16 protein-coding genes are annotated in these 25,094 nt (G+C 42.0%); 9 read left to right on the top strand and 7 right to left on the bottom strand.

Translation table 11 applies throughout. The features are described 5' to 3' along the window. Window position 1: 1 nt before the first annotated feature. Both C0V77_RS03405 and C0V77_RS03400 read right to left on the bottom strand, forming a co-directional pair. A complete protein-coding gene (locus C0V77_RS03405) occupies window positions 2-1,063 on the bottom strand; it encodes an NAD-dependent epimerase/dehydratase family protein (protein WP_101724891.1) in 1,062 nt (353 codons plus the stop codon). A gap of 20 nt (window positions 1,064-1,083) precedes the next feature. Next, window positions 1,084-3,132, bottom strand: a complete 2,049-nt coding sequence (locus C0V77_RS03400; protein ID WP_101724890.1) for a KUP/HAK/KT family potassium transporter — start codon at window positions 3,130-3,132, stop codon at window positions 1,084-1,086. 172 nt (window positions 3,133-3,304) lie between these two features. Here C0V77_RS03400 and C0V77_RS03395 point away from each other — a divergent pair, with 172 nt between their 5' ends. From C0V77_RS03395 to C0V77_RS03380, 4 genes are all read left to right on the top strand, one after another. Continuing rightward, entirely contained in the window at window positions 3,305-4,087 is a 783-nt protein-coding gene (locus tag C0V77_RS03395; protein WP_101724889.1) for an enoyl-CoA hydratase/isomerase family protein, read from the top strand. Between the two features lie 110 nt (window positions 4,088-4,197). Further along, a complete protein-coding gene (locus tag C0V77_RS03390; RefSeq protein WP_101724888.1) occupies window positions 4,198-5,304 on the top strand; it encodes a hypothetical protein in 1,107 nt (368 codons plus the stop codon). Window positions 5,305-5,420: 116 nt separating this feature from the next. Continuing rightward, window positions 5,421-5,996, top strand: coding sequence for an RNA polymerase sigma factor (locus tag C0V77_RS03385; RefSeq protein WP_101724887.1), 576 nt, complete (start codon window positions 5,421-5,423; stop codon window positions 5,994-5,996). Further along, entirely contained in the window at window positions 5,996-7,291 is a 1,296-nt protein-coding gene (locus C0V77_RS03380) for a TonB family protein (protein ID WP_101724886.1), read from the top strand. The genes C0V77_RS03385 and C0V77_RS03380 overlap by 1 nt, the downstream gene beginning before the upstream one ends. A gap of 67 nt (window positions 7,292-7,358) precedes the next feature. On the opposite strand, the gene C0V77_RS03375 is transcribed toward C0V77_RS03380, so the two are convergent. The 4 genes from C0V77_RS03375 to C0V77_RS03360 all read right to left on the bottom strand — a co-directional run bounded on the left by C0V77_RS03375 (window position 7,359) and on the right by C0V77_RS03360 (window position 15,394). Then, on the bottom strand, window positions 7,359-10,766 hold the full coding sequence (locus C0V77_RS03375; protein WP_101724885.1) for a HEAT repeat domain-containing protein: 3,408 nt from the start codon (window positions 10,764-10,766) through the stop codon (window positions 7,359-7,361). 110 nt (window positions 10,767-10,876) lie between these two features. Beyond that, a complete protein-coding gene (locus C0V77_RS03370; protein WP_101724884.1) occupies window positions 10,877-13,282 on the bottom strand; it encodes an outer membrane beta-barrel protein in 2,406 nt (801 codons plus the stop codon). A 380-nt stretch (window positions 13,283-13,662) separates the two neighbouring features. After that, window positions 13,663-14,190: a YceI family protein gene (locus C0V77_RS03365; RefSeq protein ID WP_101724883.1), complete on the bottom strand. Its 528-nt coding sequence runs from the start codon at window positions 14,188-14,190 to the stop codon at window positions 13,663-13,665. Window positions 14,191-14,350: 160 nt separating this feature from the next. Next, window positions 14,351-15,394 (bottom strand): quinone-dependent dihydroorotate dehydrogenase, encoded by a 1,044-nt coding sequence (locus tag C0V77_RS03360; RefSeq protein ID WP_101724882.1) that lies wholly within the window; start codon window positions 15,392-15,394, stop codon window positions 14,351-14,353. Between the two features lie 426 nt (window positions 15,395-15,820). Here C0V77_RS03360 and C0V77_RS03355 point away from each other — a divergent pair, with 426 nt between their 5' ends. From C0V77_RS03355 to rpoN, 5 genes are all read left to right on the top strand, one after another. Continuing rightward, window positions 15,821-16,441 carry a TetR/AcrR family transcriptional regulator gene (locus tag C0V77_RS03355; protein ID WP_101724881.1) on the top strand — a complete coding sequence of 207 codons (621 nt, stop codon included), beginning with the start codon at window positions 15,821-15,823 and terminating at the stop codon, window positions 16,439-16,441. A gap of 22 nt (window positions 16,442-16,463) precedes the next feature. After that, window positions 16,464-17,792: a TolC family protein gene (locus C0V77_RS03350; protein ID WP_101725042.1), complete on the top strand. Its 1,329-nt coding sequence runs from the start codon at window positions 16,464-16,466 to the stop codon at window positions 17,790-17,792. A gap of 56 nt (window positions 17,793-17,848) precedes the next feature. Beyond that, window positions 17,849-19,021, top strand: coding sequence for an efflux RND transporter periplasmic adaptor subunit (locus C0V77_RS03345; protein WP_101724880.1), 1,173 nt, complete (start codon window positions 17,849-17,851; stop codon window positions 19,019-19,021). A gap of 150 nt (window positions 19,022-19,171) precedes the next feature. Further along, window positions 19,172-22,561, top strand: a complete 3,390-nt coding sequence (locus C0V77_RS03340) for an efflux RND transporter permease subunit (protein WP_101724879.1) — start codon at window positions 19,172-19,174, stop codon at window positions 22,559-22,561. Window positions 22,562-22,841: 280 nt separating this feature from the next. Next, window positions 22,842-24,314 (top strand): RNA polymerase factor sigma-54, encoded by a 1,473-nt coding sequence (gene rpoN / locus C0V77_RS03335; protein ID WP_101724878.1) that lies wholly within the window; start codon window positions 22,842-22,844, stop codon window positions 24,312-24,314. 65 nt (window positions 24,315-24,379) lie between these two features. Here rpoN and C0V77_RS03330 read toward each other — a convergent pair whose 3' ends face one another. After that, entirely contained in the window at window positions 24,380-25,063 is a 684-nt protein-coding gene (locus C0V77_RS03330; protein WP_101724877.1) for a response regulator transcription factor, read from the bottom strand. Window positions 25,064-25,094: the final 31 nt, after the last annotated feature.

The following is a 25,094-nucleotide window of genomic DNA, read 5'->3' as shown; positions in this document are numbered from 1 at the left end:
TTTACTTTAATATCGGTTCAAGGGCTTCCCTGTTTTCGGCAAGCCAGGCCGTAATCTCTTCTACAATTTGTTCTATACCTATCTGCGGTTTCCAGCCTGTCAGTGCCGTTACTTTTGAGTTGTCGGTAATATACAACCGGATATCTGCCGGACGGTTCTCAGCTACCTGACTGATTGGGATATTTTTACCTGTAACTTTCTGGCAAATGCTGGTGAGCTCCTGCAATGAGGCACTTACTTCTACACCACCCCCGGCATTCAGAATTTCGCCGTTTATCTTATCAATGTTATGAAGCTGCCAGTCAATTAGTCTGTAAAGGTCTGCCACATGCAGCATATCTCTTGTTTGTTTTCCTTTGCCGCCATAGCCAATGTAAGCCAGTTGTTGTTCAAAAAAATGTTTGGCAATCCATAGAACCATTACGCCCTGGTCTACTTTACCCATTTGCCAGGGGCCGGTTAAAACGCCGCAACGGTTAATAACGGTTTTCAGGTTATAAAACTCGTTATATTCCTGAATAACAAGTTCAGAGGCCAGCTTGGTGGTTCCATAAAGAGAACGGGCACCATCCAGCGGAAAATCTTCAGCAATTCCTTTTGAAGAAACGCCTCTTATTTGCTGATTATCTGTTAGTTCAAAGCGTGTTTCAGATTCTCTAAAATCAAGCGTTTCGATGGTTTTTATCGGATAAATACGGCTGGTAGAGAGAAAAATAAAATTAGCCTTGCAACGCACAGCATAGTTAAGGCAGTTAACAGTACCAAACAGGTTGGTATTAATCAGATAGTCTGGCGAGCCATTCAACCCGGCCAGTACAGATGGCTCTGCCGATGCCTCGATGATTGAATCCACTACTGGCAGGGTATCAAAATCTTCTTTGTTGCGAATATCGCCATGAATAAAACTTATACCGTGTTTTCCCAGCCGGGCCACATTTAACTCAGACCCCTTTCTTCTGAGGTTGTCAAGACAGAAAACTACATAAGAAGGATAATTTTGTTTGAGCGCAATAGCCAGCGAAGAACCGACGAATCCGGCACCTCCCGTAATTAAAATTCGCATATATAAGTTTTTAGGTTGTGTTATCCGTTATTCTGCCAGGGTACTCTTTTCAGATTAATGTTTTCTGCCGGCCTAATCACAAGCGGTACTTTTTCTACTTTTACCGAGCTGCTATCCAGGCCAAACCATTTGTCTTCAGAAGGTGTAAATTCTTTGATGAAGAAATAAGCCTTCATAATCAGGTTTTCTCCAAAAGGAAGCTGGTTATCATAAGACAGAAACTTCTCTAAAACCACAAAGCGGAAGTCACCAATCACATTATGTTTATTTAAAGATTCGTAACGGCTTCTGATATCTACTTCGCCACATTTAACCATGTCTTCCAGAACCTTTTTAAAGTACAGATTTACCTTATGAGGCACCCGGAAACCCAGGCGGAAGTTTACTTTATAAACATCATCAGGGGCAATGGTTTTTACTTTATATTCCATGGTGTATGGGTCATCGAGTGTATCCACATGCACAAACCAGTACACATCTGCTCGCTTCGGGCGTTTCTGGAAAATAGAGTAAATTATCTTGTTTTCAATCTCTGACGCACGCGAGGCATTACTTAAAAAAACCAGGTGAGTGGCATATTTTGGAACCGTGATGTCGTTACTTAATTCCTGAAGAGACTCAACGTATTTATCCAGCTTTTCATATTCTGTAAGGCGCATTTTTATGTTAAATGCCATTATCCAGATATACATTATAAGCGCCAGAATGCCTCCTATAATGAGAGATACATAACCGCCATGAGGGAATTTCTCCAGGTTGGCAATCAGAAAAGCCCCTTCAATAAAGAAATACACCAGCATAAATAGCAACACACCCCAGATATTATATTTCTTGGCATAAAGATAATAAGACATCAACATGGTGGTCATTAACATGGTAAGCGTGATGGCCAGCCCGTATGCGGCCTCCATGGCAGAAGACGTATCTGTTGGTACACCCTCCAGGGTTCTTTCTTTGGCTACGTTAAAGAAATACAGCTCAACACCGAGGCAGCCAATCCAGAGCAGAATATTAATGCTCGGAACGTACAACTGGCCTTTCTGGTCTGAAGGATAATTAATTTTTATCTTAGGCCAGAAATTCAGACGAATGGCCTCTGATACTAACGTGAAAGAACCGCTTATTAAAGCCTGGCTGGCAATAATTGCAGCAGAAGTAGCAATTACAATGCCGAATGGCAAGAACCACTCTGGCATAAGCCCATAAAAAGGATTAAAGTTGGGGATACTTGCCGCCTTTTGTCCGGCAAATTGCATCACATATACCCCTTGTCCGAGGTAATTCAGAATCAGGCAAAGTTTCACAAAAATCCAGCTGATGCGGATATTACCACGGCCACAGTGTCCTAAATCAGAATAAAGCGCTTCAGCCCCTGTAGTACAAAGAAAAACAGCGCCAAGAAGCCAGAATCCACCCGGATGATGAACCAGCAGCTTGTAAGCATAATAAGGGTTCAGGGCCTTTAAAACTGTGGCGTCGCGGATAATCCAGGAAAAACCCAACGTTGCCAGCATACCAAACCATAAAAACATGAGAGGGCCAAACAAAAACCCTACCTTTTTGGTGCCCAGTATCTGAACCAGAAACAATCCGGACAAAATAACCAACACAATTTTTACGATAGTGTCGGGCGTTATTTGTGGAAAAGTAATCCGGAGCCCCTCAATAGCAGAGGTAACAGAAATAGGAGGGGTAATGATGCCGTCGGCCAGTAATGCACTGGCGCCAATAATGGCAGGAACGGTGAGCCATTTGGCGTGGCGGCGTACTAATGCAAATAAAGCCAGAATTCCGCCTTCGCCTTTATTATCGGCTCTGAGTGTCAGAATAACATACTTCACAGTGGTTTGCATGGTCAGTGTCCAGAAAATACACGACAAGGCACCATAAATAACTTCCTGATTAATTGGTTCGGTTCCGGCAATTGCTTTTAAAACATATAGCGGAGACGTACCAATATCACCATAAATTATACCAAGTGCAACTAACAAACCTGCAGCAGAAACTTTATCGAGGTTATGATGTATGGAACCACTTCCATTACCGGTTAACGGTTTATTTAATTCCATTTTGGAGAAAAATTAAAAAAAGTTCGCAAATATATCGCATCAATGTGAATTCCTATAAATTTTGTTTGAAAATGTTTGGATAAGCCACTTTAGTTGTCAAATTTGTGTATATAATATAACAATTTTCAGCCAGTTTAAATTACATAAAATAATAAAAACCTGAATATCAATTATGTACGAAAATATAATCTATGAAATTTCGGAGAACACAGCAACTATTACACTTAACAGACCCCAGGTATATAACGCACTCAGCACCGCACTTATTAAAGAAATAACCCGGGCAGTGCAATCGGCCGACCGGAATGAAGACATAAGGGCTATTGTTATTACCGGAACCGGCGACAAAGCTTTTTGTTCAGGAGCCGATTTAAAAGCCGGATTAGAAGGCGGAACATTCTCATTGGGTGAATCATTGCGAGAAAATTATAACCCGATGGTGCTGGCTATCCGCAAAGCAGAGAAACCTGTTATCTGCCGCCTAAATGGCATTGCCACCGGGGCAGGAATGTCTCTGGCACTGGCCTGTGATCTGATAGTTGCTCAAGAAGCAGCCTACATGAGTGAATTGTTTGTGGGTATAGGACTAATGCCAGATGCCGGGTCTATGTTTTTTCTGCCGCGCATCATCGGCGTCCACAAAACCTTTGAACTATGCAGCACCGGTAGAAAGATATTTATGGAAGAAGCCCTGCAACTGGGCCTGGTAAGTAAAGCCGTACCATATGAAAAACTGGATGAGGCCGTTAATGAGCTTACGGGTTTCTATAAAACGGCTGCAACACGCTCAATAGCAGTAATGAAAAAGGTACTGAACCAGAGTTTTAACTCAAAATTGGAAGATGTATTGGAGCAGGAAGCCGTTAATCAGGATTTGTTGGGTACGACACACGATTTTGCAGAAGGGGTGATGGCGTTTCTACAGAAAAGGAAACCCGTCTTTCAAGGTAAATAACGGCCAAAACACATATAATCCACTGATTCAGCAGCTTGCTTGTAATAGCGGTAATTGTTTTTTTTCCTACTTTTGTATCAAGAAACACAAACAACCAAAATTAACTCACAATGAAAAAAACTATACTGCTCATTGCTGTAGCAGCCATTTCAACTTTTACTCTTTTGTCTTGTGGCAGTGAAGACCTTTTTCTTGTTAATCCTAATGGTGCGAAGGAGCCGATGCAAACATGCACTGTTACGGAGATGAAACAAGTAGACGGTGAAGATTCAGTGATAGTAAAGCTTTCATATAATTCAAAAAATTTGTTGGTCAGCCAACTTACGGGTAATAAAGGATTTAGGTTTGAATATGATGATAAGGATCGTATCGTAAAGTTGACCTCTAATGAAGGAGATGAGGAGACTATTAAATATGAATATGACGGGAAAGGTAATATTTCTAAGGCTGTTTATGATTTAAAAGGCAAGATGGTTTCAATGCATAGCGAGTTTATTTATACTACTAACGCAAATGGCCAGGTTGACAAAATCACACTAGTTACTGAAGAAGAAGAAGAGACGCCGGGTGGTGGTAATGGAGGAGAAGAAGGAGACGACGATGATGGCGGTAATGATGATGGAGGAAATAACGGCGGTGGTGAAGGAGAAGGCGGTGGTGATGAAGGTGGTGACACCGGTGGGGATAATGGTGAAGACACCGGCGGTGATGAAGGAGATGGCGGTGACAGCGGTGGAGATGATAGCGGAGAAGACGATGGTAATGAAGGTGGAGAAGATGACGGCGGTGGTAGAAAAGGGCTTAGGAAAAAAACCAAAAAAACTACTAATGTTGATTTTTTCATTGAGTATGATGCTAAAAATAACATCAAGAAAATTTCAATAGAAAATGAAGGTAAAAGAATACCATTATTAGAAAACGGTAGTTTTGATGATAAACCAAATGTCCAAAGTAATCCGAGTTTAGCAAAGGCATTTTTTCCATATATAATTCAGGGTGTTTTTTTTGGTGGAGACTATACTATGTATTTTAATGCAAATAATTCATTGAGCAGTAAAGTAGTAGTAATTATAGGGGATTTAGTAGAAGAGATTAAGTACACCTATAAATATGAATATACCAAAAACGGGTATCCATCTAAAATGAAAGCCACAGTATTGGCCCCAAAAGAAGTTCCACAAGAGTCGGAGCAGATATTTTCATACAGTTGCAAATAACAAAAAAGACCCTGAGTACTCAGGGTCTTTTTTGTTGGTACCTGCCCTGCAAAAATCAGCTTGTTTTTTTCTAACAAGAATGATTAAATTGGGCTGATAAACACAAAAGCTGTCGCATGCATTTTTTCAAGAGAAAATCAAATCCACACACTGATGCCGAATACCTGGAGGCCTATCAGAAAAGCAGTGATTTGAATGTGCTCGGCGAATTGTATGCCCGACACATGGAAATGGTTTTTGCTGTTTGCTACCAATATCTGCGAGACGAAGAAGAAAGTAAAGATGCCACTATGGCCATTTTTGAACAATTGATTGGCTCTCTGAAAAAGCACAGCATCATTAATTTTAAAAGCTGGTTGCATAGCGTGGCGCGCAATTATTGTCTGATGCATTTGCGGGAAAAAAAGATAGAAGTGGGTGGTTTGCAATTGATTGATGACGATTTTATGGAAAAAGAGATTTTTGTGCATCTATCGGATGACGACCTTGACGTTGAAGCTGATTTACAAAAACTGGAAACTTGTATTGAAAGACTGGAATCTGAACAGAAAAGATGTATTGATTTGTTTTATATACAAGGCAAATGTTACAAAGAGATAGCAGAACAAACCCATCTGGAGATGAATAAAGTGAAAAGTTATATTCAGAATGGCAAGCGGAATCTGAAAATTTGTATGGAAAAAAACAACTAATGGCAAAGAAAAAAAGCATAGAACAGGAACAAAATCTACTCACAGCCGACGATTTAAAAAGATATGAGGCAGGAGAAATGACGTTCCGGGAAATGAATCGGGTAGAGAAAATACTACTCAGACAGCCGTTCTATGCCGATGCCAGCGAGGGTTTTAAAAAACTGGATGAAGACGGTATATCAGAAGAAAAAATTGTAGCAGACTTAAAAGCAAGGCTTCAGCATAGAATCAACAAACCAACAGGTAAGCAAGTTCGCCCCGGATGGAATAACGCCTGGCGTGTGTCAATAGGCATTGCGGCCGCGGTGGCAATGGTTATTACTACTCTGCTTTTCTGGCTCAACAAAGAGGCCGTAAAGGCTCCGGTAGCCCTCGGGCAAAAAGAAAAACAAATGCAGCCAGCCCAAACAGCAAATATTGAAAGCCAGCAGATAGAAACCCCAAAAATTGACCAGAAACGACCTGATTTGGCGGAAAAGAAGCAAGCGCTGTATAGTATTAAACAACCACAACCGGCCGGCGCTGGTGTGGCAGATAACCCGCACTTACAGGAAGACGCCCGCACTGCCGTTGTACCAAAAGAAACCGAACCTCTGGCAGAGGATGTGCAGGTTCAGCCTGCTGCTGTTGCAGCCACGGAAGAAAAGAAAACATCAGCTACAGTGGATGGATTTTCAACTAATGACATCGTAACGTCTGGCGCGGTGGCTCGTATGCCTACGGCCGGCATAACAGGTATCGTAGTAGATGAAGACTATGAGCCTATGAAAGATGTAACCGTTGTGATAAGGGGTAAATTTACCGGTGTAAAAACAGATGAAGAAGGCCGGTTCAGATTAAAAGATACCAGAAAAGGCGATGTATTGGTCTTTAACAGCTTATTGCTTCCCCAAATGGAGGTGCCGGTGAAGTCGGTCGAGTCTGGAAAAGTGGTTTACAGTGAGTACAATATCAACCTGTATAACAAACCGGGTATTTCGGTAAGAAGCCCCAATGAAGTAAATGCCATTCAGGCCAAGCCCGAGTATGGCTGGGAAGCTTTTGAGCTATATCTGAAAGAAAATATGAAGTTACCGTCAATACCCATCGAGAAGAGAGTAAAGGGCAGGGTAGTGGTGAGTTTTAAAATAAGTGATAAAGGCGAGCTATCAGATTTTTCTATCGTTAAAGGTATGGGTTCGGGCTATGATGAAGAGGCCATCAGGCTGATTAAAAACGGGCCGGGGTGGTTTCCGGCTATTAAAGATGATACCCCGGTTTACAGCACCAGACAGGTTGCTGTAAGGTTTAGATAAAGATGCCGTTAAATCAAAAAAGCGCTTCAGATTTTCTGAAGCGCTTTTTTGATTAATATCTGTAGGTTTACTTTTTCAGACTTGATAAAAACTCTACCATATCTCTGATTTCTCTTTTCGACATCAGTGTTCCCATCGGAGGCATGCCTGATGGCATGTTTTCTCTTTTGGCAATACGTGCTACCGGAATAATCAGCGGCTCGGCATCAGATGTGTTGATCGTTAATTCAGTTTCTGTTTCCTTAGCCAATGTTCCGGTTATTTCCTGACCGTCTTTCAGCTTAATCATAACTGAACCAAAACCGGGAGAAATTCTGGCACTTGGTTCAATCAAAGCCTGCAGAATCTGTTCACGGGTCAGCACATCACCAATATGTGTCAATGGAGGCCCAACGGCGCCACCAACACCCCCTAAAGAGTGGCATCTTACACACTGCCCGGTTGAGTTAGTGTTGAAATACTGTCTGCCGGCAAATCTATTGCCACCAAACAAGGCTTCTCTAAACTCATCCATGGGCGAATTATGCACACTATTGGCGGCCAGCCTGGCTTTCAGCGCTTCCGGGCCTTTGGCATCAACAGCCTCTTTTAATTCAAGAGCAATATTAGGAGATAACTTTTTATCTATCAATTGCGTAACCAGGTCTTCCAATATAACCTGTGTTTTATCGGCATCCATTTTGGTTAATACCGCAAGCATCTGTTGTTGTTCTCTAACGCTGCCCTTAGTAAAGATTGAGTTTACAATAGCAGGTAAAGACTCTTTCGTTACGTTTGAGTTATTCAATAAGCCCAGAGCAGTCGTTCTTACGGTTTCATCCTTATCGTCCATGCCTTTCTTCATCAATGCATCCATTTCAGAATACTTCAGCGTGTTCAGGGCAGATAACAAAGCAATTTTTACTTTGGCATCGTTGCTGGTTTCATAAATAGCAACCAGCTGGTTATTGGCTTCTGTAATATTCAAATCAGCCAGCAGGCCTGCAGTGGCAATAATAGTTTCCGGATTCTTTTCTTTCAGAAATACTGCAATATGTGGTTGAACTTTGTTTCTAGCTATGGCCGGGTCTCTTTCAATTTTACCACGATAACGGCCATCTACACGGTCAAGCACCGACGGGTTAGCCCATGAACCCAAAGTAGCCAGGGCCTCGGCTTTCAACTCGTCTTTTATATCAGTTCTTTTGGCAAAATCAATTAATAAATCCAGTTCTTTGTCTCCTCCAACACGTAAAGCCGCGTTGATGGCTCTTCTGATAATAACCTCCGATTTAATACGTTTGTCTTTCAGCGTAGCGGCCAGTGCAGGTAAGGCAGCTTCAATAGACAAATCATCATTGATGGCTCTGGCGGCCTCTGCCACAATATACTCATCAGCATCATTTAAGAAAACACTGATATTCGGGTCTTTTAATCTTCTTAAAACCAGAACTGCGGCTGTTCTGAGCGCCTTGCTTGAATTGCTTGAAAGTGCAATGATAGGTTCTGCCTTGCCGATTCTGGATAAGGCCAGTACTGCGGCGTGTCTGATATACAAATCAGTGTCGTTATTGGCTTTCAATAAGTCTATTAAAGGCTGAACGGCATCCTGATTAGCCGTGCGGCCCAAAGCTTCTGCGGCAAAGAATCTTACACGGGCATTTGGGCTTTTCAATAAAGGAATCAACTGGCTGCCAAAAGTAGTTACGCGGGCATCGCCAATAACTTTGGCGGCCTGGGCTACTATTTCTTCATCTTTATCGTTCAACAGATCTCCCAAAGCGGCGCCAAATGACTTATTCATGCGTGTTAACTGACCAATACCCCAAATACCATGAATACGCGCCAGTTGGTTCTGTTTCTGTGCAATAGCTTTGTTAAAAATGGCAAAGCCTCTTTTGTCTCTCTGGGCCAGTTCAAACTGTGCTTTCTGGCGGATACGCATATCGGCATACATCAATAGGCTATACAACTGGTCATCAGTCTGCTCGGCATATTTTAGCTGCATCAGGCGCTTGGTTTCTTCTCTTTGCGCTTTCAGGTCATTTTTGTCGGCATTTACATCTATTTTCCAGATACGGCCATAGTTTTTGGTTCCCCAGCCGTTAATCCAGTCAGCTACATAAAGTGCACCATCCGGACCGAAACGGATGCCCGTAGGCAAAATGCCACTTACTACATCTTTTTCGCTGTCAAAATCAAATGAAGCACCTTTAGGTTTTAAACCAAAAGACCAGATGTGCGAGCGCGTTGGCGTACCCACAAACTCTACCAGAAAGAATTTGTTTTTCCATTCTGAACCCAACGCTGTACCAGGGTTGTAAATCATGCCTGTTGGGCCATTATGATAGTTTCTGATGGGCGGAATAATATAAGCTGCCTGCCCGTCCCAACGTGGTTTATACAAGCCCTCATCCATCCAGACTTTGTATTTGTTGTTTTTGGGGTCTGTATATTTACCATATTGCCAGTTAGAACGCCAGCCTGCATCTGAACCCTCTACTACGTGCACGAGCCTTTCGCTTTCGCCGGGATGATCGCCGTCGTTGTCTGATGATATCAGGTTACCGTATTCATCGAACGCAAATTCGTGGGTATTACGAAGCCCCGCTGCAAAAATCTCGAAATCGCTGCCGTCAGGGTTTGAGCGCGCAATAATACCCGAGTTTGGGTGTTCAAACTTCTTGCCGTCTTTAGTGGTAACATTTGCGCCAATATCGCCGATGTTCCAGTAAATTCGTCCGTCCGGGCCTTCTGTTAGGCCAGACATACCATGACCACTGAAACCGATATGCACAGCATAACCATGGCTGATTGAAGTTTTGGTGTCAGGAATCCCGTCGCCGTTTTTGTCGGTTAAACGCCACACATCAGGTGCAATACTTACAAACATATCTTTTTCTCTAACCAGAATCCCTCCGGCAACGTCGGTAACTTCGGTAGAAAAGTCGCTCAGAATGCGTGTAGAAATATCAGCAATGCCATCTTTGTTTTTGTCTTCAATCCGCCAGATTTCATCTTTTTCCACGGCAAGGTCTCGCCAGTCATGAGAGCCGTCTTCGTTCAGGTCTTTCAGCCATTCGTTTTCCTTGCTTTTTTCGGGTGCAAATGTGCTTTTCAAAAAAGCCCGGCGGTCTTCTACGGTCTGCAAGCCAATAGAGGCCGTCATCCAGTCGCGGTGCCCACGAATATCAAACTCTGAGTTTTTCTGTCTGTTGGTACGGGTCAGATACACACGTCCCCAGTCGTCGATGGTCATGGCAACGGGGTCCGGAGCCAGCGAGTCAGACGCCCAAAGGGTCATCTGCAGGCCATCAGCCAACTTTGCAGCCGTTTTTTCACGAATTTCTTTCGCTTTGGTAACTGCTTGTACGGGGTCTTCAGTAACAACAATGGGTTTGTCTTTGGTTGTTGAGGAGCGCATGCACGATACAACCAAAACAATAGATAAAAGCAAAAGAAACGCCTTACTTTTAATTGGGGTTTTAAATGTCATGAGATTTAATAATGATTAGAATTTAAAAAAGAGCCGAAAAATAATGAATAAACCTCAAATTAAAGCCATTGCTAAAGCGTTTTTAGCAAAAAATCATTGGCTTGGGTGCATTAATTGCTACTTTTTTCGAGATTATCAAAATTAAAAGGGTTGTTGCGCTCGTCTTTTTTTCTTAAACCAAAATTGTAACGGAGGTTAAGGCCAACCCGGCGGGTATCTGCCCGGCGGAAACCAAACGCCGATATACTGCCCTGGTTAATGGTAAAGTTGTTTTTATTGGTGTAGAATACATCATTGATACTAAGGTTAACCATCAGCTTTTTTTCAAAAAACTGGCGGTTTATACTTAAGTTGAGATTGCCGAAGTTGCTCAACTCATAAAATTGCTGTTGGCCTTTCATTCTGAAAAAACCATTCATGCTAATATTGGTGAGGTTATTAACTTTAAACTGATGGAAGGTAAAGAAGGTCCAGCTGCCTCTCTGAAAAGAAAGTGGAGCGTTTTCATAAAGGCCGTTATAGTCGTTGTAATTATACTGTGCCCCTGCCACAAAGAAATAACGACTTATGGGAGGAACAGCCCCCAGAATCCGGAAATAGGTCTCCTGGTTTTTGCCCAGGTTGTCATAGGTACGGTAAGCAACACTCTGGTTTTTAGGGTCCTGATATATTACATTCGTGAATATATCTTGTGTGTAATTACGTCCTACGGCAAAAATTGGCCGGTCTTCAACGCTGATATTTACCTCAAAGTTTTGTGTAAACTGAGGCCTTAATGAGGGGTTTCCAATTTCATAAAGGTACTGATCAATAAAACGCGGCGACGGATTAAGGTATTCATAAACCGGCCGCGTAATTGAACGGCGATGTACCAGATAAGCACGCATTTCATAGCCGGCAATTCTGGCCAGCTTACGGCTCAGGTAAACATACGGAAAGAGGTCTGTTCTTTTAATTCTGAATGAAGTGTCGTTGGGTACAACCTGATGCCCGTTCATGTTGGTGTTCTCAAGCCTTGTTCCGGCTTTCAGAATAAACTCTCCGAAAGTCTTCGATAGCTGAACGTAAGCCGCATAGATTTGTTCATTGTAATTAAACTCATTGGTTCTTGAAAAATCAATACTCTGTGTTTCACCAGCGTTGGCGTAGTATTTTGTGGCGCTGGTAAAGTTCTGAAATGTAGCTTTCAGGCCTGATTCAAAAGTAATTTTATGCGGAAGTTTCCATTTAATATCCGACTGTAAGGCCAGAAAATTACGGGTGTTTCCTATGTTACCTGTTCCGCCGGTAGCTGTGCCAGCAGGTACCAGGTAGGCGGTATTAAATATCTGGTCGGTTTTATTGTTGAAATAATTAAACGACACGTCGTTGGTCCATTCCGAACCCAGCGAATCAATCTTGTATTTAGAAGAAACCCCCTGATTAACAGAATAGTTATTTCCATTGTTATCAGTTGTGTTGATGTTATTGGTAAGTATATCGGCGGAACTCAGGCTACGGATAACGCTCTCGTTGCTGGATGACGAGTTATTCTGATTATAGCTTAACCGGCCGTCATAATTTAGCTCCCATTTTTTTGTAAGCTCATATCCTAATCCAAATCCGGCGTAGACCATATTGCCCGGGTAAGTAGTAAAGGCCTTCTGAGATAACTCCCTGTCGGCCGAAAACCTCCGGGTCGTTTCTATTTCCTCAAAACTATTTCGGTGCGAGTAATTCAGATTTAAGAACGAGGTAAGCTTGCCGCTGCTGTTATTAAGGCTGGCACCAATAAACTGGTTTCCGTATCGACCCTGATTCATACCAGCATTTACACTTCCGGTAAGGCCAATTTTTACTCCTTTTTTCAGAATTACATTCACAACCCCACCGCTTCCGCTGGCGTCATATTTTGCAGACGGCGTACGCAGAATCTCTATCTTTTCAATGCTGTTAGGTGGCAGGCTTTTTAAGATAGAGGCAATGTCAGCCGTGCTCATCTTCTGCTCGCGGCCATTAATATATATAGTGGCAGGGCTGGTGGTGCTCAGATAAATGTTTCCGTCCTGATCAACAAAGAGGCCGGGTATTTTTTCCATCACTTCATAAGCACTAGTGCTGGTATTGGCAATGGGTTCCGGGTCTACTACGGTTTTGTCGTCTTCCTGTTGCATTAATGGTTTGCGTGCGGTTACCACTACATCGCCCAGCAGTTGGTTGTCGGCTTCCATCACAAACTTAAAACTGCTTTGTTTGTCAGAAACACTTATACCCTTTTGTACTGCCTTGTATCCAATAGATGTGGCCAAAAGTGTATATTGCCTGCCCACCTGTAAACTAAACCTGGCAATGCCCAGGGTGTCGGTGGTAGCGTTAAGCACTTTGGTTGAATCGGCCCGGTTAACAATTTTGATGGTGGCGCCAATAACAGGGCTCTGGTTGCTTTCTGTTAACTGAATACGGACGGGTAAAGTCTGCGAAAAAACAAAAGCAGGCAGAAAGATAAAAATGGAAATAGAAAGAATAGCTTTTTTCATTTGAATAGCAGTAATGCGGTATTTTTTCGGCAAAACTAACCAAAAAAGACTGCTGAAATGATTAAAAAATGCTAAACGGTAGACTTTAATGCGTTGATTGAAGTAATCTAATAAAAAATATAAAATTAAAAGGAGGGTAAAAAGCGGGCATGGAACGATGAAAAAAAGATAAAACCGTATAAAAGCCGTTTAAGTAGCGACGAAAGAAAAAATAAAAAATTTTAATAAATATATTGTGTTTAATAAAATATCCATATATTTGACTTGTCATTTCATAAAACAAGCAATAAACCTAAACTAAATCATACTTTTTAAAAAAGAAAACCCCTGCCGTAAAGTAGGGGTTTCTTTTTTTGATTCTGGTTTCAGAAAAGCGTTTCTTAACCTTTCACCACCTGTATATTCAGTACCAGTTTCACGTCATCACTTACTACCACTCCGCCTGCTTCTGTTACTGCGCTCCAGGTTAAACCAAAATCCTGACGGTTTACTTTACCTGCAATTTCAAATCCGGCTTTTGTTTGTCCATAAAAATCTGTCATCACACCACCAAACTCAGCTTTCAATGTAACAGACTTGGTTACACCGCGCATTGTCAAATCACCTTTTAGTGTATAGTTCTCGTCGTCTACTTTTTCAAATGAAGTAGAGGCAAATGAAATTTTCGGGAAATTTGCTGCATCAAAGAAATCAGCCGACTTCAAGTGGCCGTCTCTTTGCTCTTGTCCTGTTGAAATGCTGTCTACATCGGCCGAAAATTTGATAGAAGCGCCTTCAAAATCTGTGTCGTTAGTGGTCTCTACCGTTCCTTCATAAGAACCGAAAGTACCGGTTACGGTTGAAATCATCAAGTGTCTTACTTTAAACTGTACTTCTGAGTGAGAAGCATCAATAGTCCATGTTGCCATTGTTTTAAATCGTTTTTATTGTTAATAATTTTTTTCGTGTTTTTACATTGTATGTATATACATAGAAAACAAATGTCATTAAAAAAAGTTCATAAAAACAAAAAAATCATTTAGGCGTTAAATGATTTTTTTGTTAATAACAGATTAGAAGCAGCTTATGTTATATTTTTTCTTGAAGAATTCTGTTACAGATGTCTTTTACCAAGCCGGGGCCTTCATATATAAAGCCTGAGTAAATCTGAACCAGCGAGGCACCCGCTTTCAGTTTTTCGATGGCGTCGTCTGGCGAATGAATACCACCCACCCCAATAATTGGGAATGCCTTCTTAGATTTTTCAGACAGATACCGTATCACTTCTGTAGAACGGGCTGCTAAAGGCCTGCCGCTCAGGCCACCGGCGCCAATGGCTTCAACCTCTACCTGGTCAGTTGCCAGTCCGTCACGGCTGATGGTCGTATTGGTAGCTATTACACCCGAAATACGTGTTTCTTTCACTATTTCAATGATATCATCCAATTGTTCGTTTGTCAGGTCCGGAGCAATTTTCAGTAGTATAGGTTTGGGTTTTGACTTCCGCCCGTTGTCTCGTTCCAATACTTTTAATAAATACTTTAAGGGTTCTTTTTCCTGTAGTGCTCTGAGACCGGGTGTATTGGGCGAACTTACATTAACCACAAAATAATCTACATAAGGATATAAGTCATTAAATGCTTTCAGATAATCATAAACGGCGTCGTCGTTTTCGGTGGTTTTATTTTTGCCTATGTTGCCACCTACAATAACCTTCGTTTTTCTTTTACGAAGTTCCCTGCCTGCAAACGTTGAACCTTCGTTATTGAAACCCATGCGGTTAATCAGAGCTTCGTCTGGCTTTAATCTGAAAAGCCGGGGTTTATCATTGCCCAACTGCGCCCGGGGCGTAACGGTTCCTATCTCTATAAAACCAAAACCCAGATTAGCCAATTCGTCTGTCCACACGCCGTTTTTATCAAATCCTGCAGCCAGGCCAACCGGATTTTTAAAACGAAGGCCAAATACTTTACGCTCAAGGCGAGGGTCTTTTTTTTCAAAAATTAATCGTAGAACTGATGGCACCAGAGGAATCTTGCAAACAAACTTCAGCACATCCATCACTTTGTAGTGAATCTTCTCGGCGTCGTAGCGAGTAAGATAAGGAAAAACGTATTTCTTATAGAAAGTCATTAAAAATGATAAGCCGTGCTACGGCAAAATTGTTGTAAATAAAACGAAATATCAGGTAAGCCCGGTAGAATTGTCATACAGACAGCAAAATTACATGATACGGGGGGATTTCCGCAAAAAATTGATTAATTGATTTGCTTCCGAAGAACACACCTAAAAAAAATACAAAAATTTGTTGATATATAAACAATGTGCCCGAATAAAAATCTTGCATAAACCAAATCTACAACGGCTAATGATAAGTTTATCAGCAAATAATTGATGTTCATCATAAATCAATTGGCAAATACTTCTGTAAGGCTCAATTTTGTGCTACTTACAGGGTTCTAAAAAAAATTATAAAAACTTTGAACCTTTCAAAAGTTTCCTCAGTTTCTACGCTTAGATAACCTTACTATAATGATATAAGAAGCACAGAAAATGTAAATGGAAATTAAAGAAAGAATTTTAAAGGCTGCCGAATCGCTCTTCCGGAAATTCGGGATAAGAAGCGTATCAATGGACGACATTGCGTCAGAACTCGGCATTTCAAAAAAGACGATTTATCAGAATTTCGAAGACAAAGATTCTATAGTTTATGAGATTGCACGTACCAACATGATGTGCGACATCGAAGAGTCTGAGCGAATATATAAAGAGTCGGCTAATCCTATTGAACAGGTCTTTAAAGAAGCCACGCTGTTGCGCAAACAAGCTTCAACCATTAATCCGGCAGTGTTTTATGATTTAAAGAAGTATCATCCTAAAACATGGCAGCTTTTTCAGGAATACAACAAGGTTAATTTTTTAGAAATAGTAAAACAAAACCTGAGAGAGGGTATAGCACAGGGATACTACCGTGAAGACATCAACATAGAGATACTTTCCCGATTACGAATGGAAGAAGTAGAGTTTGCTTTTAGCCGGGAGGTTTTCCCTCCGGAAAGTTTTAATCAGATGGATGTACATACCGCGCTCATTGACCATTTCCTGAGAGGCATTATGACGCCAAAAGGGCTGGCTTTTTATGAGAAATGCCAGCAGGATGCCCATCTTGAGCATTTTTAATTTTAATAAAACAATCAACTATATGAGAATAAAATACCTGATTTTTTTCCTAATCTGTGGAGTAGCCACACATGCCCAACAGACCTTTACCCTGAAAGAGGCTGTACAGTATGGTGTAAAAAACCACCTGTCTGTAAAAAATGCCGAACTGGATATATTAGGTGCTGAGCTGACAATCAGGCAAATTAAGGCATCTGGTATGCCCCAGATAAACGGCCAGTTTCAGTATACCTACAATGCCATTATACCAACGCAGCTGATAGATGCCAAAAACTTTGACCCTAACGCACCCGACGGCGCCGTTACCAAATTTAAGTTTGGTGTACCCTGGGCAGGGCAGGCCGGCGTAGGGTTAAATCAGCTTATTTTTGATGCCACCTGGCTGGTAGGTCTTAAAGCCGCTCCGGTTTACCGCGAACTGGCCAAAAGAGGCGTTACCAACTCAAAAATTGCAGTGGCCGAAAACATTGCCAAGGCTTATTACTCAGTGTTGGTTGCCGACGAAAGGGGCAAAATACTTGATTTGAACATTGCCCGTCTTGATTCATTAATCAAAGAAATGAAAGCCATGTTTCAGCAGGGGTTTATTGAGAAAATAGACCTTGACCGCCTGGAGGTGCAACGCAATAATCTGATTACCGAAAGCCAGAAAGTAAAGAACCTGATTGCTCTGAGCCAGACACTTCTGAAATTTCAGATGGGGCTTAAACTGGATACACCAATTGTTTTGACAGACAAACTGGCTGATACCAATATTAATGCACTGGCTCTTACTGAATATCAGAGCGTTGACTATGCCAACCGAATTGAATACTCTACCCTGATGGTTCAGCGACAACTGGCTTTGCTTGACATTGAACGTACTCAAAAGGGCGCTATTCCGAAACTCTCTTTCAACGGCACATTTGGCGCAGGCCACAGTAATACCCGGTTTAACCCGTTTGAACGCTGGTTTGGTTCTTCTGCTTTAACCCTGGGCGTAACAATACCTATTTATGACAGCGGCTTAAGAAGAATACAGGTACAACAACAACAGATTTCACTAACCAAACTTGACCAAAGCGCATTGTTGCTTCGCGAATCATTCGATTTACAAGCTCAAAATGCCTCAATCAGTCTTAAAAATGGCCTTGAGAGCCTGAATGTGCAACAAAGAAATCTTGAACTGGCACAAGAGGTTATCAGAGTAACAAAAATTAAGTATCAGGCCGGAACAGGCTCAAATATTGAGGTAGTCAATGCCGAGTCGGCTCTGAAAGAAGCACAAACCAATTATTTTGCTGCTCTGTATGACGTACTCATTGCTAAAGTTGATTTAGACAAAGCATTGGGTAAACTATGGATAGAGTAGCCTGAATACCATCAATTACAATTCAAGACATAAAGTATTAATAAAACACATTTTGTATGAAAAATATATCTCTTACCCATTACAGGACTCTCTCAGGATTTTCTAATATAACACTTGCCCTTGTACTTGTTGTGCTGGTTGCGGCCTGTTCAAAAGGCGGAGGCAATAGTGTTGAGCAGAAAAAAGAAGAGCTTGCCAAACTCCAGGCCGAAGAAAAAACGATTTCAGAAAAAATCCAGAAGCTACAAGGCGAACTAAAGGTGCTTGACCCCAAACAGGAGGCCGAAAAAGTACTAAGCGTTTCGGTTACGCCAATTTCGGCTCAGAATTTCCAGCATTATGTTGAGTTTCAGGGCAGGCTTGATGCTAAAAACAACATTTTTGTTTCTCCGCAAATTGGCGGCGCTATTACCAATCTGTATGTAAAAGAAGGAGACTACGTAAAACAGGGCCAGATCATTGCCACTATTGATAATTCAGTAATGAAACAGTCTCTTCAGGAGGTTGATGTGCAACTGGAAACCGCCCGTGTGTTTTATAACAAGCAAAAGAATCTCTGGGATCAGAAAATCGGCACAGAAGTACAGTATATCCAGGCCAAAAGCAATGTTGAGGCTCTGGAAAAACGCCTGGCTACCTTGCAAAGCCAATTGGCTATGACCAAAGTAACAGCACCCATGAACGGATTTGTGGATGAAGTACGCCAGAGAGCAGGCGAACTGGCAGCCCCCGGCCTTGGTATTGTAAGAATCGTGAACTCAGATAACCTGAAAGTGGTAGCACAAGCTGCCGACTCTTATGCGGGTACAATTAAACAGGGCGATGTTGTAACCATAAAGTTCCCGGATTTAGGTAAAGAAACCACAGCCAGATTGTCTTTTGTAAGCCAGACAGTTAACCCGGCCTCTCGTACTTTTACCATTGAGGCGTCGGTTCCTAAGATAGACAAACAGCTGAAACCCAACATGACAGCTGTTATGAACGTAAACGACCAGAATAAAAGCAATGCCATCATTATCAACCGTAATCTGATTCAGCAGGATGAGAGCGGCAATATAGTTTACGTTGCTGTAACAGAAGGCGGTAAAAAAGTGGCTCGCAGCCGTAAAATCACTACCGGGCTTACCTATGGTGGCGACATTGAAATTGTTTCGGGTTTACAGGCTGGTGATCTTTTAGTAACGCAGGGATATCAGGACCTGGTAGACGGCCAGCTGATAAGCTTCTAATCATTACCGGAAAGGCAGCACGGCAAATGCCAATGCTTGCTTTCTTTATGTCTTCAAATTAAAAAATTAAAAATCATATAAGCCTTTCAGAGGTTTTAGATTATGGAACACGACGATTTACAAAAACAGGATCTTCCTCACGGTAGTGGGATGATTTATGGGATGGTCAGATGGCTGGGGAATAACCAGACCACTGTCTATATATTTACGGTTATGATATTTCTGGCAGGTCTGGGTATCTACTTCAACCTTCCGAAAGAGCAGTTTCCGGATATTAAAGTCCCACAGATTTACGTTCAGACCATCTATTTCGGAACAACGCCTTCTGACATAGAGAACGTAATCAATAAACCGATTGAAAAGCAGCTAAAAACCATTACGGGTGTAAAACGCATCAAGTCTAATGCCTTGCAAGACGTATCGGTTATTCTTATTGAGTTTAATCCGGATGTAAAGGTTGAGGCGGCGCTTCAGCGTGTGCGCGACGCCGTTGATAAAGCCAAAAGAGACCTGCCTCAAAAACTGGATAGCGGCCCGACAGCCCAGGACGTAAACTTTTCGGAGTTTCCTATTATGAACATCAACCTGGCCGGCAATTTCCCTTTAGAAAAACTGAAAGACTTTGCTGAAGAATTACAGGATGACATAGAGTCGTACCCCGAAATCACAAAGGTTGATATTGTTGGTACACTTAAAAGAGAAATCCAGATAAATCTGGATTTATACAAAATGCAGTCTACCGGTCTTACATTCTATGATATTCAAACTGCTATTCAGGGAGAAAACATCAATATTTCAGGTGGAGACCTGAATGTAGACAATGTACGCCGCACCATACGTGTAAAAGGAGAATTTAAAGATGTGTATCAGATACAGGACGTACAGATTCGCAGCTCAACCGGTGCAACGGTCAGGCTGGGGGATGTGGCCGAAGTTGTAGACAGCAACGAAGAGCAACAGGATTTTGCCCGTCTGGATGGTAAACGTGTTGTAACCCTAAACGTTATAAAAAGAGCAGGTGCCAGTGTAATTGATGTGTCGGAGCGGATTGAAGAATTATTGGAGAAATACCGTGAGGAACGTTTCCCCCGTGGCCTTGAAGCCAGAATTACTGCCGATACATCAGAGCGTGTAAAAAGCGAAATCGCCGATTTGATTAACACAGTTGTGTTGGGCTTTATATTTGTTGTAATTGTGCTGATGTTTTTCATGGGTGTGCGCGATGCCATTTTCGTGGGGCTTTCAGTACCGCTTTCAGCGCTTATAGCCTTTATACCGCTATGGTTTTCTGGCTTTACGCTTAATACAATTGTACTTTTTGCGTTTTTGTTAGGCTTAGGTATAGTAGTTGATGACGCCATTGTGGTAATAGAAAACGCCCACCGCTTGTTTAACCGCTTCAGGAATCTGAGCATAAAAGAGGCGGTGAGTCTGGCGGCTTCTGAGGTGTTCCTTCCGGTATTGTCAGGTACGCTTACTACTATCGCTCCTTTCTTCCCGCTGTTATTCTGGCCGGGTATTGTGGGTGAGTTCATGAAGTTTCTACCTATAACGCTGATATATACTTTGTTTGCATCTTTAATTGTTGCTTACGTAATTAACCCTGTGTTTGCCATTTCGTTTATGCGCAGGCATGACGAAGAGCAACATGAAGATACCAGCTTTAAGTCTATTCAGCGGCCACTTATTATTATGGCTATTGTGGCACTGCCTGCCTACTTTATAAATGTAGGTATTGGTAATTTCATAGTGCTGATGGCCATACTTTATGCGTTTAATCATTTTGTGTTGACACCAAAGGTAATTATCCCGTTTCAGGACGGTGCATTGCCACGTTTCAAAAGTGCGTATCGCCGCCTTATTGCCTGGATAATCACTGGGTATCGCCCGGTTTTTGCCGTATTAAGTATGTTTGGTTTGTTGATTTTCACTTTTGTAATGCTGGGTATTGTGCAGCCAAAGGTAATTTTCTTTCCAAGCGGAGAGCCCGACTATATATATGTATATAACGTAATGCCTGTGGGTACCGACGCCCGCGTAACCGACTCGGTAACCAAAGTTATTGAGAAAAAGGTATTTGGAATCATCAAGAAAAACAAAGCGGAAGCGGCCGTTAACTCGGTTATATCAAACGTAGGTAAAAATGCCGGTGATCCGTTTAACCCTGACCGTTCGGCCACACCGCAGAAATCTAAGGTTACCATTGCTTTCGTGAAAAAAGAAGAACGAGGCGATATCTCGTCTGCAGCCATTCTTGACCAGATGAGAAACGAAATTAAAGGAATACCCGGCACAGAAATTTCGGTTCAACGAGAAAACAATGGCCCACCGACAGGTAAACCAATTTCGATTGAAATTATGGGTGATGATTTCAATCAGTTGATTCAATTGGAGAAAGAAGTTCGTAAAAACATCGAAAAAGAGGGTATCAAAGGTATAGAAGAACTGAAGTCTGACCTGATTACCAATAAGCCGGAAATCATTATTGATGTTGACAAAGTAAAAGCACAGCGAGAGGGCATCAGCACGTCGCAGGTAGCAATGGCAGTTCGTACCGCTTTGTTCGGAGCTGAGATTTCGAAGTTCAGAGACGATAAAGACGAGTATCCGATACAATTGCGTTTGAAAGAAAATGACCGTAACAGCATTGAAAAACTTCTGAGTATGAATATCACCTATCGTGATATGAACCTCGGCGGGGTGCTGCGTCAGGTACCTTTAAACTCAATTGCCAATATCACTTACTCAACAACTTTCAGCCAGATTAACCGCAAAGACCAGTCGAGAATTATTACTTTGGGCTCAGAAGTACTCAATGGTTATAATGCCAACGAAATTGTACAAGAGATACAAAGCAAAGTAATAAACCGTATGACAGTACCAAGCGGGTACGCCGTTAAAATGGGCGGAGAGCAGGAAGAACAGATGGAGTCTATGATATTCCTGATGGGCGCACTCGGAGCCGCAGTATTGCTCATTTACCTCATTCTGGCAACACAGTTTAACTCTGTAGTAAAACCGGTTATCATCTTTGTTACCATCCTGCTTTCGTTCATAGGTGTATTCCTTGGCTTTATGGCATTTGGTATGACATTCTCTGTTATTATGTCGGGGGTGGGTATCATTGCACTGGCAGGTATTGTGGTGAAAAACGGTATCTTACTGATAGAATTTACTGATGAGTTAAGAAGTAGGGGGTATCCGTTAAAGCAGGCTATTATTGAAGCAGGTGGGGTGCGTCTTACTCCGGTACTTTTAACGGCCTCGGCTGCTGTATTAGGTCTTGTGCCTTTGGCATTAGGTTTAAGTATGGACTTCGTAACCTTATTTACAGAACTGAACCCCCATATCTTTATCGGCGGAGACAGTGCCGTGTTCTGGGGTATTCTCGCCTGGACCATTATTTTCGGTCTGTCGTTCTCAACCGTGCTTACTTTAGTGATTGTGCCTTGTATGTACTACATTAATGAGAGAGTGCGCGATAAGTATTTCCGTAAGAATAAAAAACAGCAACCCGGAGCCGCCGAATCAATGGCCTAAAAGCCAGTTTCAGCACGTGGCAGGTTTAATACATACCCTACAAGACACAAACGCTTGTAGGGTATTTTTTATAGAATTAAAGTTTTCTTAATGCTTCCTAATTGTCTTATTTTCAATTAATTGTCTTTTTTCAGGTTTTTTAATTACAATTTTTTGTCTCAAAAATTTGTTCATTCAATAAAAAACCCATTCCTTTAATTACTGCTCGGGCTTTTTGGCACGAAAAATGTGGAAGGGGGTTGCCATAATCCACTCCAATTGAAAAAATTCTACAATTCACATGCAAAAGTTAAGTCTTAATCAATCACTTCAGCAAAGGCTGTCTCCTCAGCAGATACAGTTTATTAAACTGTTGCAGATACCTACGGCCGAGCTGGACCAACGAATAGAAGAGGAGCTGGAGGTTAACCCGGCCCTTGAGGAGGGGCTGGATATAGACGACCGGGTGAAAGATGAATATGAAGATGATTATAGCGACGATTACGATGAATTTAACGAGTATGAAACTTATGAAGGCCTGGATGTAAAACAATATCTGGATCAGGACGATTACGCCGGGTATAAAATGTATGGCGATGGATGGGGAGAAGAAGATAAAGACGTAATGCCCATAGTGGCAACCAGCACCCTGGCAGAATCGCTGATACAGCAATTGGGGTATCTGAAACTGGACGAACGCCAGGAGGCCATAGGTCAGCAACTCATTGGCAGTATAGAAGAAGATGGGTACATCCGCCGGCCGCTGCGTTCTATTAGCAACGATATGGCCTTTACTCAGAATATCTATACTAATGAAGAGGAACTGGCTGAGATTCTGAAAAAAATTCAAACTTTTGAGCCTGCAGGTATTGGTGCCAGAGATTTAAGAGAATGCCTTTTGCTGCAGCTTGAACGTAAGAATCATGAAGATTTTGAAGTTCAGGTGGCAATCAGAATCATTACTGATTTTTTTGATGAGTTTACTAAAAAGCATTATGAAAAAATTCAGCGCCGACTCGACATCGATGACGAGGCTTTGAAAGATGCCATCAGGGTTATTACAAGGTTAAACCCTAAACCGGGCAACACCGGCAATGGCGATAGCACAGCGGCATATCTGATGGCCGATTTTATTGTTACCAACAATAATGGTAAACTGGATGTTATTCTTAATTCAAAAAATGCGCCTGAATTACGGGTAAGCCGTTCTTTTGCCGACATGCTTGATACTTATGACAAAACAGACAAGAATGGTTCGGCGCAGCATAAAAGTATAAAAGAGACCGTAACCTTTGTGAAGCAAAAACTGGATGCTGCCAAGTGGTTTATTGATGCCATTAAGCAGCGGCAGCAAACATTGCTTAAAACCATGAAGGCCATAGTAGATTATCAGTACGATTTTTTTCTGGAAGGAGACGAGTCTAAGTTAAGGCCTATGATTCTGAAAGATATTGCTATTAGAATTGACATGGATATTTCAACCGTCTCGAGGGTTGCTAACAGTAAGGCCGTCCAAACCGATTTTGGCATTTATCCGCTTAAATACTTCTTTTCTGAGGGTATTTCGACAGACTCGGGCGAGGATGCTTCCAGCAGAGAAGTGAAGAATATCCTGAAAGACCTGATTGACAATGAGCCCAAAAATGCCCCTTTGTCAGACGATAAACTTGAAAAAATACTCAACAAGCGGGGCTATAACATAGCGCGCCGCACAGTAGCCAAATACCGTGAGCAACTGAATATTCCGGTAGCCCGGTTAAGAAAGCAGTTGTAGGGTATTACCAGCCGAACTAAAAAGGGGTCTGCAAACATAATTCGCAGACCCCTTTTCAATATATCTTATCCTACAATCAATTTAAACCCTTCGCCATGCATATTCATAATCTGTACGGCAGGGTCTTCTTTCAGGTGCTTGCGGAGTTTCGTGATATAAACATCCATACTGCGGGCATTGAAATAACTGTCGTCTCCCCAGATGAGCTTTAAGGCAAAACTACGGCTTACCGACTGGTTTTTGTTCTGGCAAAGTAGTTTCAACAGTTCTGACTCCTTCGTTGTTAATTTGTTTTGTGTTTCGTTGAATGCCAGGGTGTTTGTCTGGGTATCAAAACTATAAGCACCTATTCTGAAAACCGTGGCAGGTGTTTCAGACTCCTGCTTATTAATACGCCTGAAGATGGCCTTCATCCGCATCAGCAGCTCTTCCATACTGAAAGGCTTGGTTATGTAATCATCTGCCCCCACTTTAAAGCCCTGAATGGTATCTTCTTTCATTGACTTCGCTGTTAGAAAAATAATAGGTACCTCCTTATCTTTCATGCGTATTTCTTTGGCCAACGAAAACCCGTCTTTTTTAGGCATCATCACATCGCAGATACACATGGCATAGTTACCCTGCTCAATAAACATTTTAATACCTTCTTCTCCATTTCTGGCCAGGTCGGTAGTAAATCCTTTGGCAGTCAGGTACTCTTGCAATAACATGCCCAGGTTTGGGTCGTCTTCTGTCAATAAAACTTTCATAGTATATACGAGCGTGGCGGTTAAAAAACCT

The sequence above is a fragment of the Emticicia sp. TH156 genome (assembly GCF_002855535.1).
Lineage (GTDB): Bacteria > Bacteroidota > Bacteroidia > Cytophagales > Spirosomataceae > Emticicia > Emticicia fluvialis.
The sequence above is the reverse complement of the archived record's forward strand: the minus strand, read 5'-3'. Positions and strand labels throughout refer to the sequence as shown.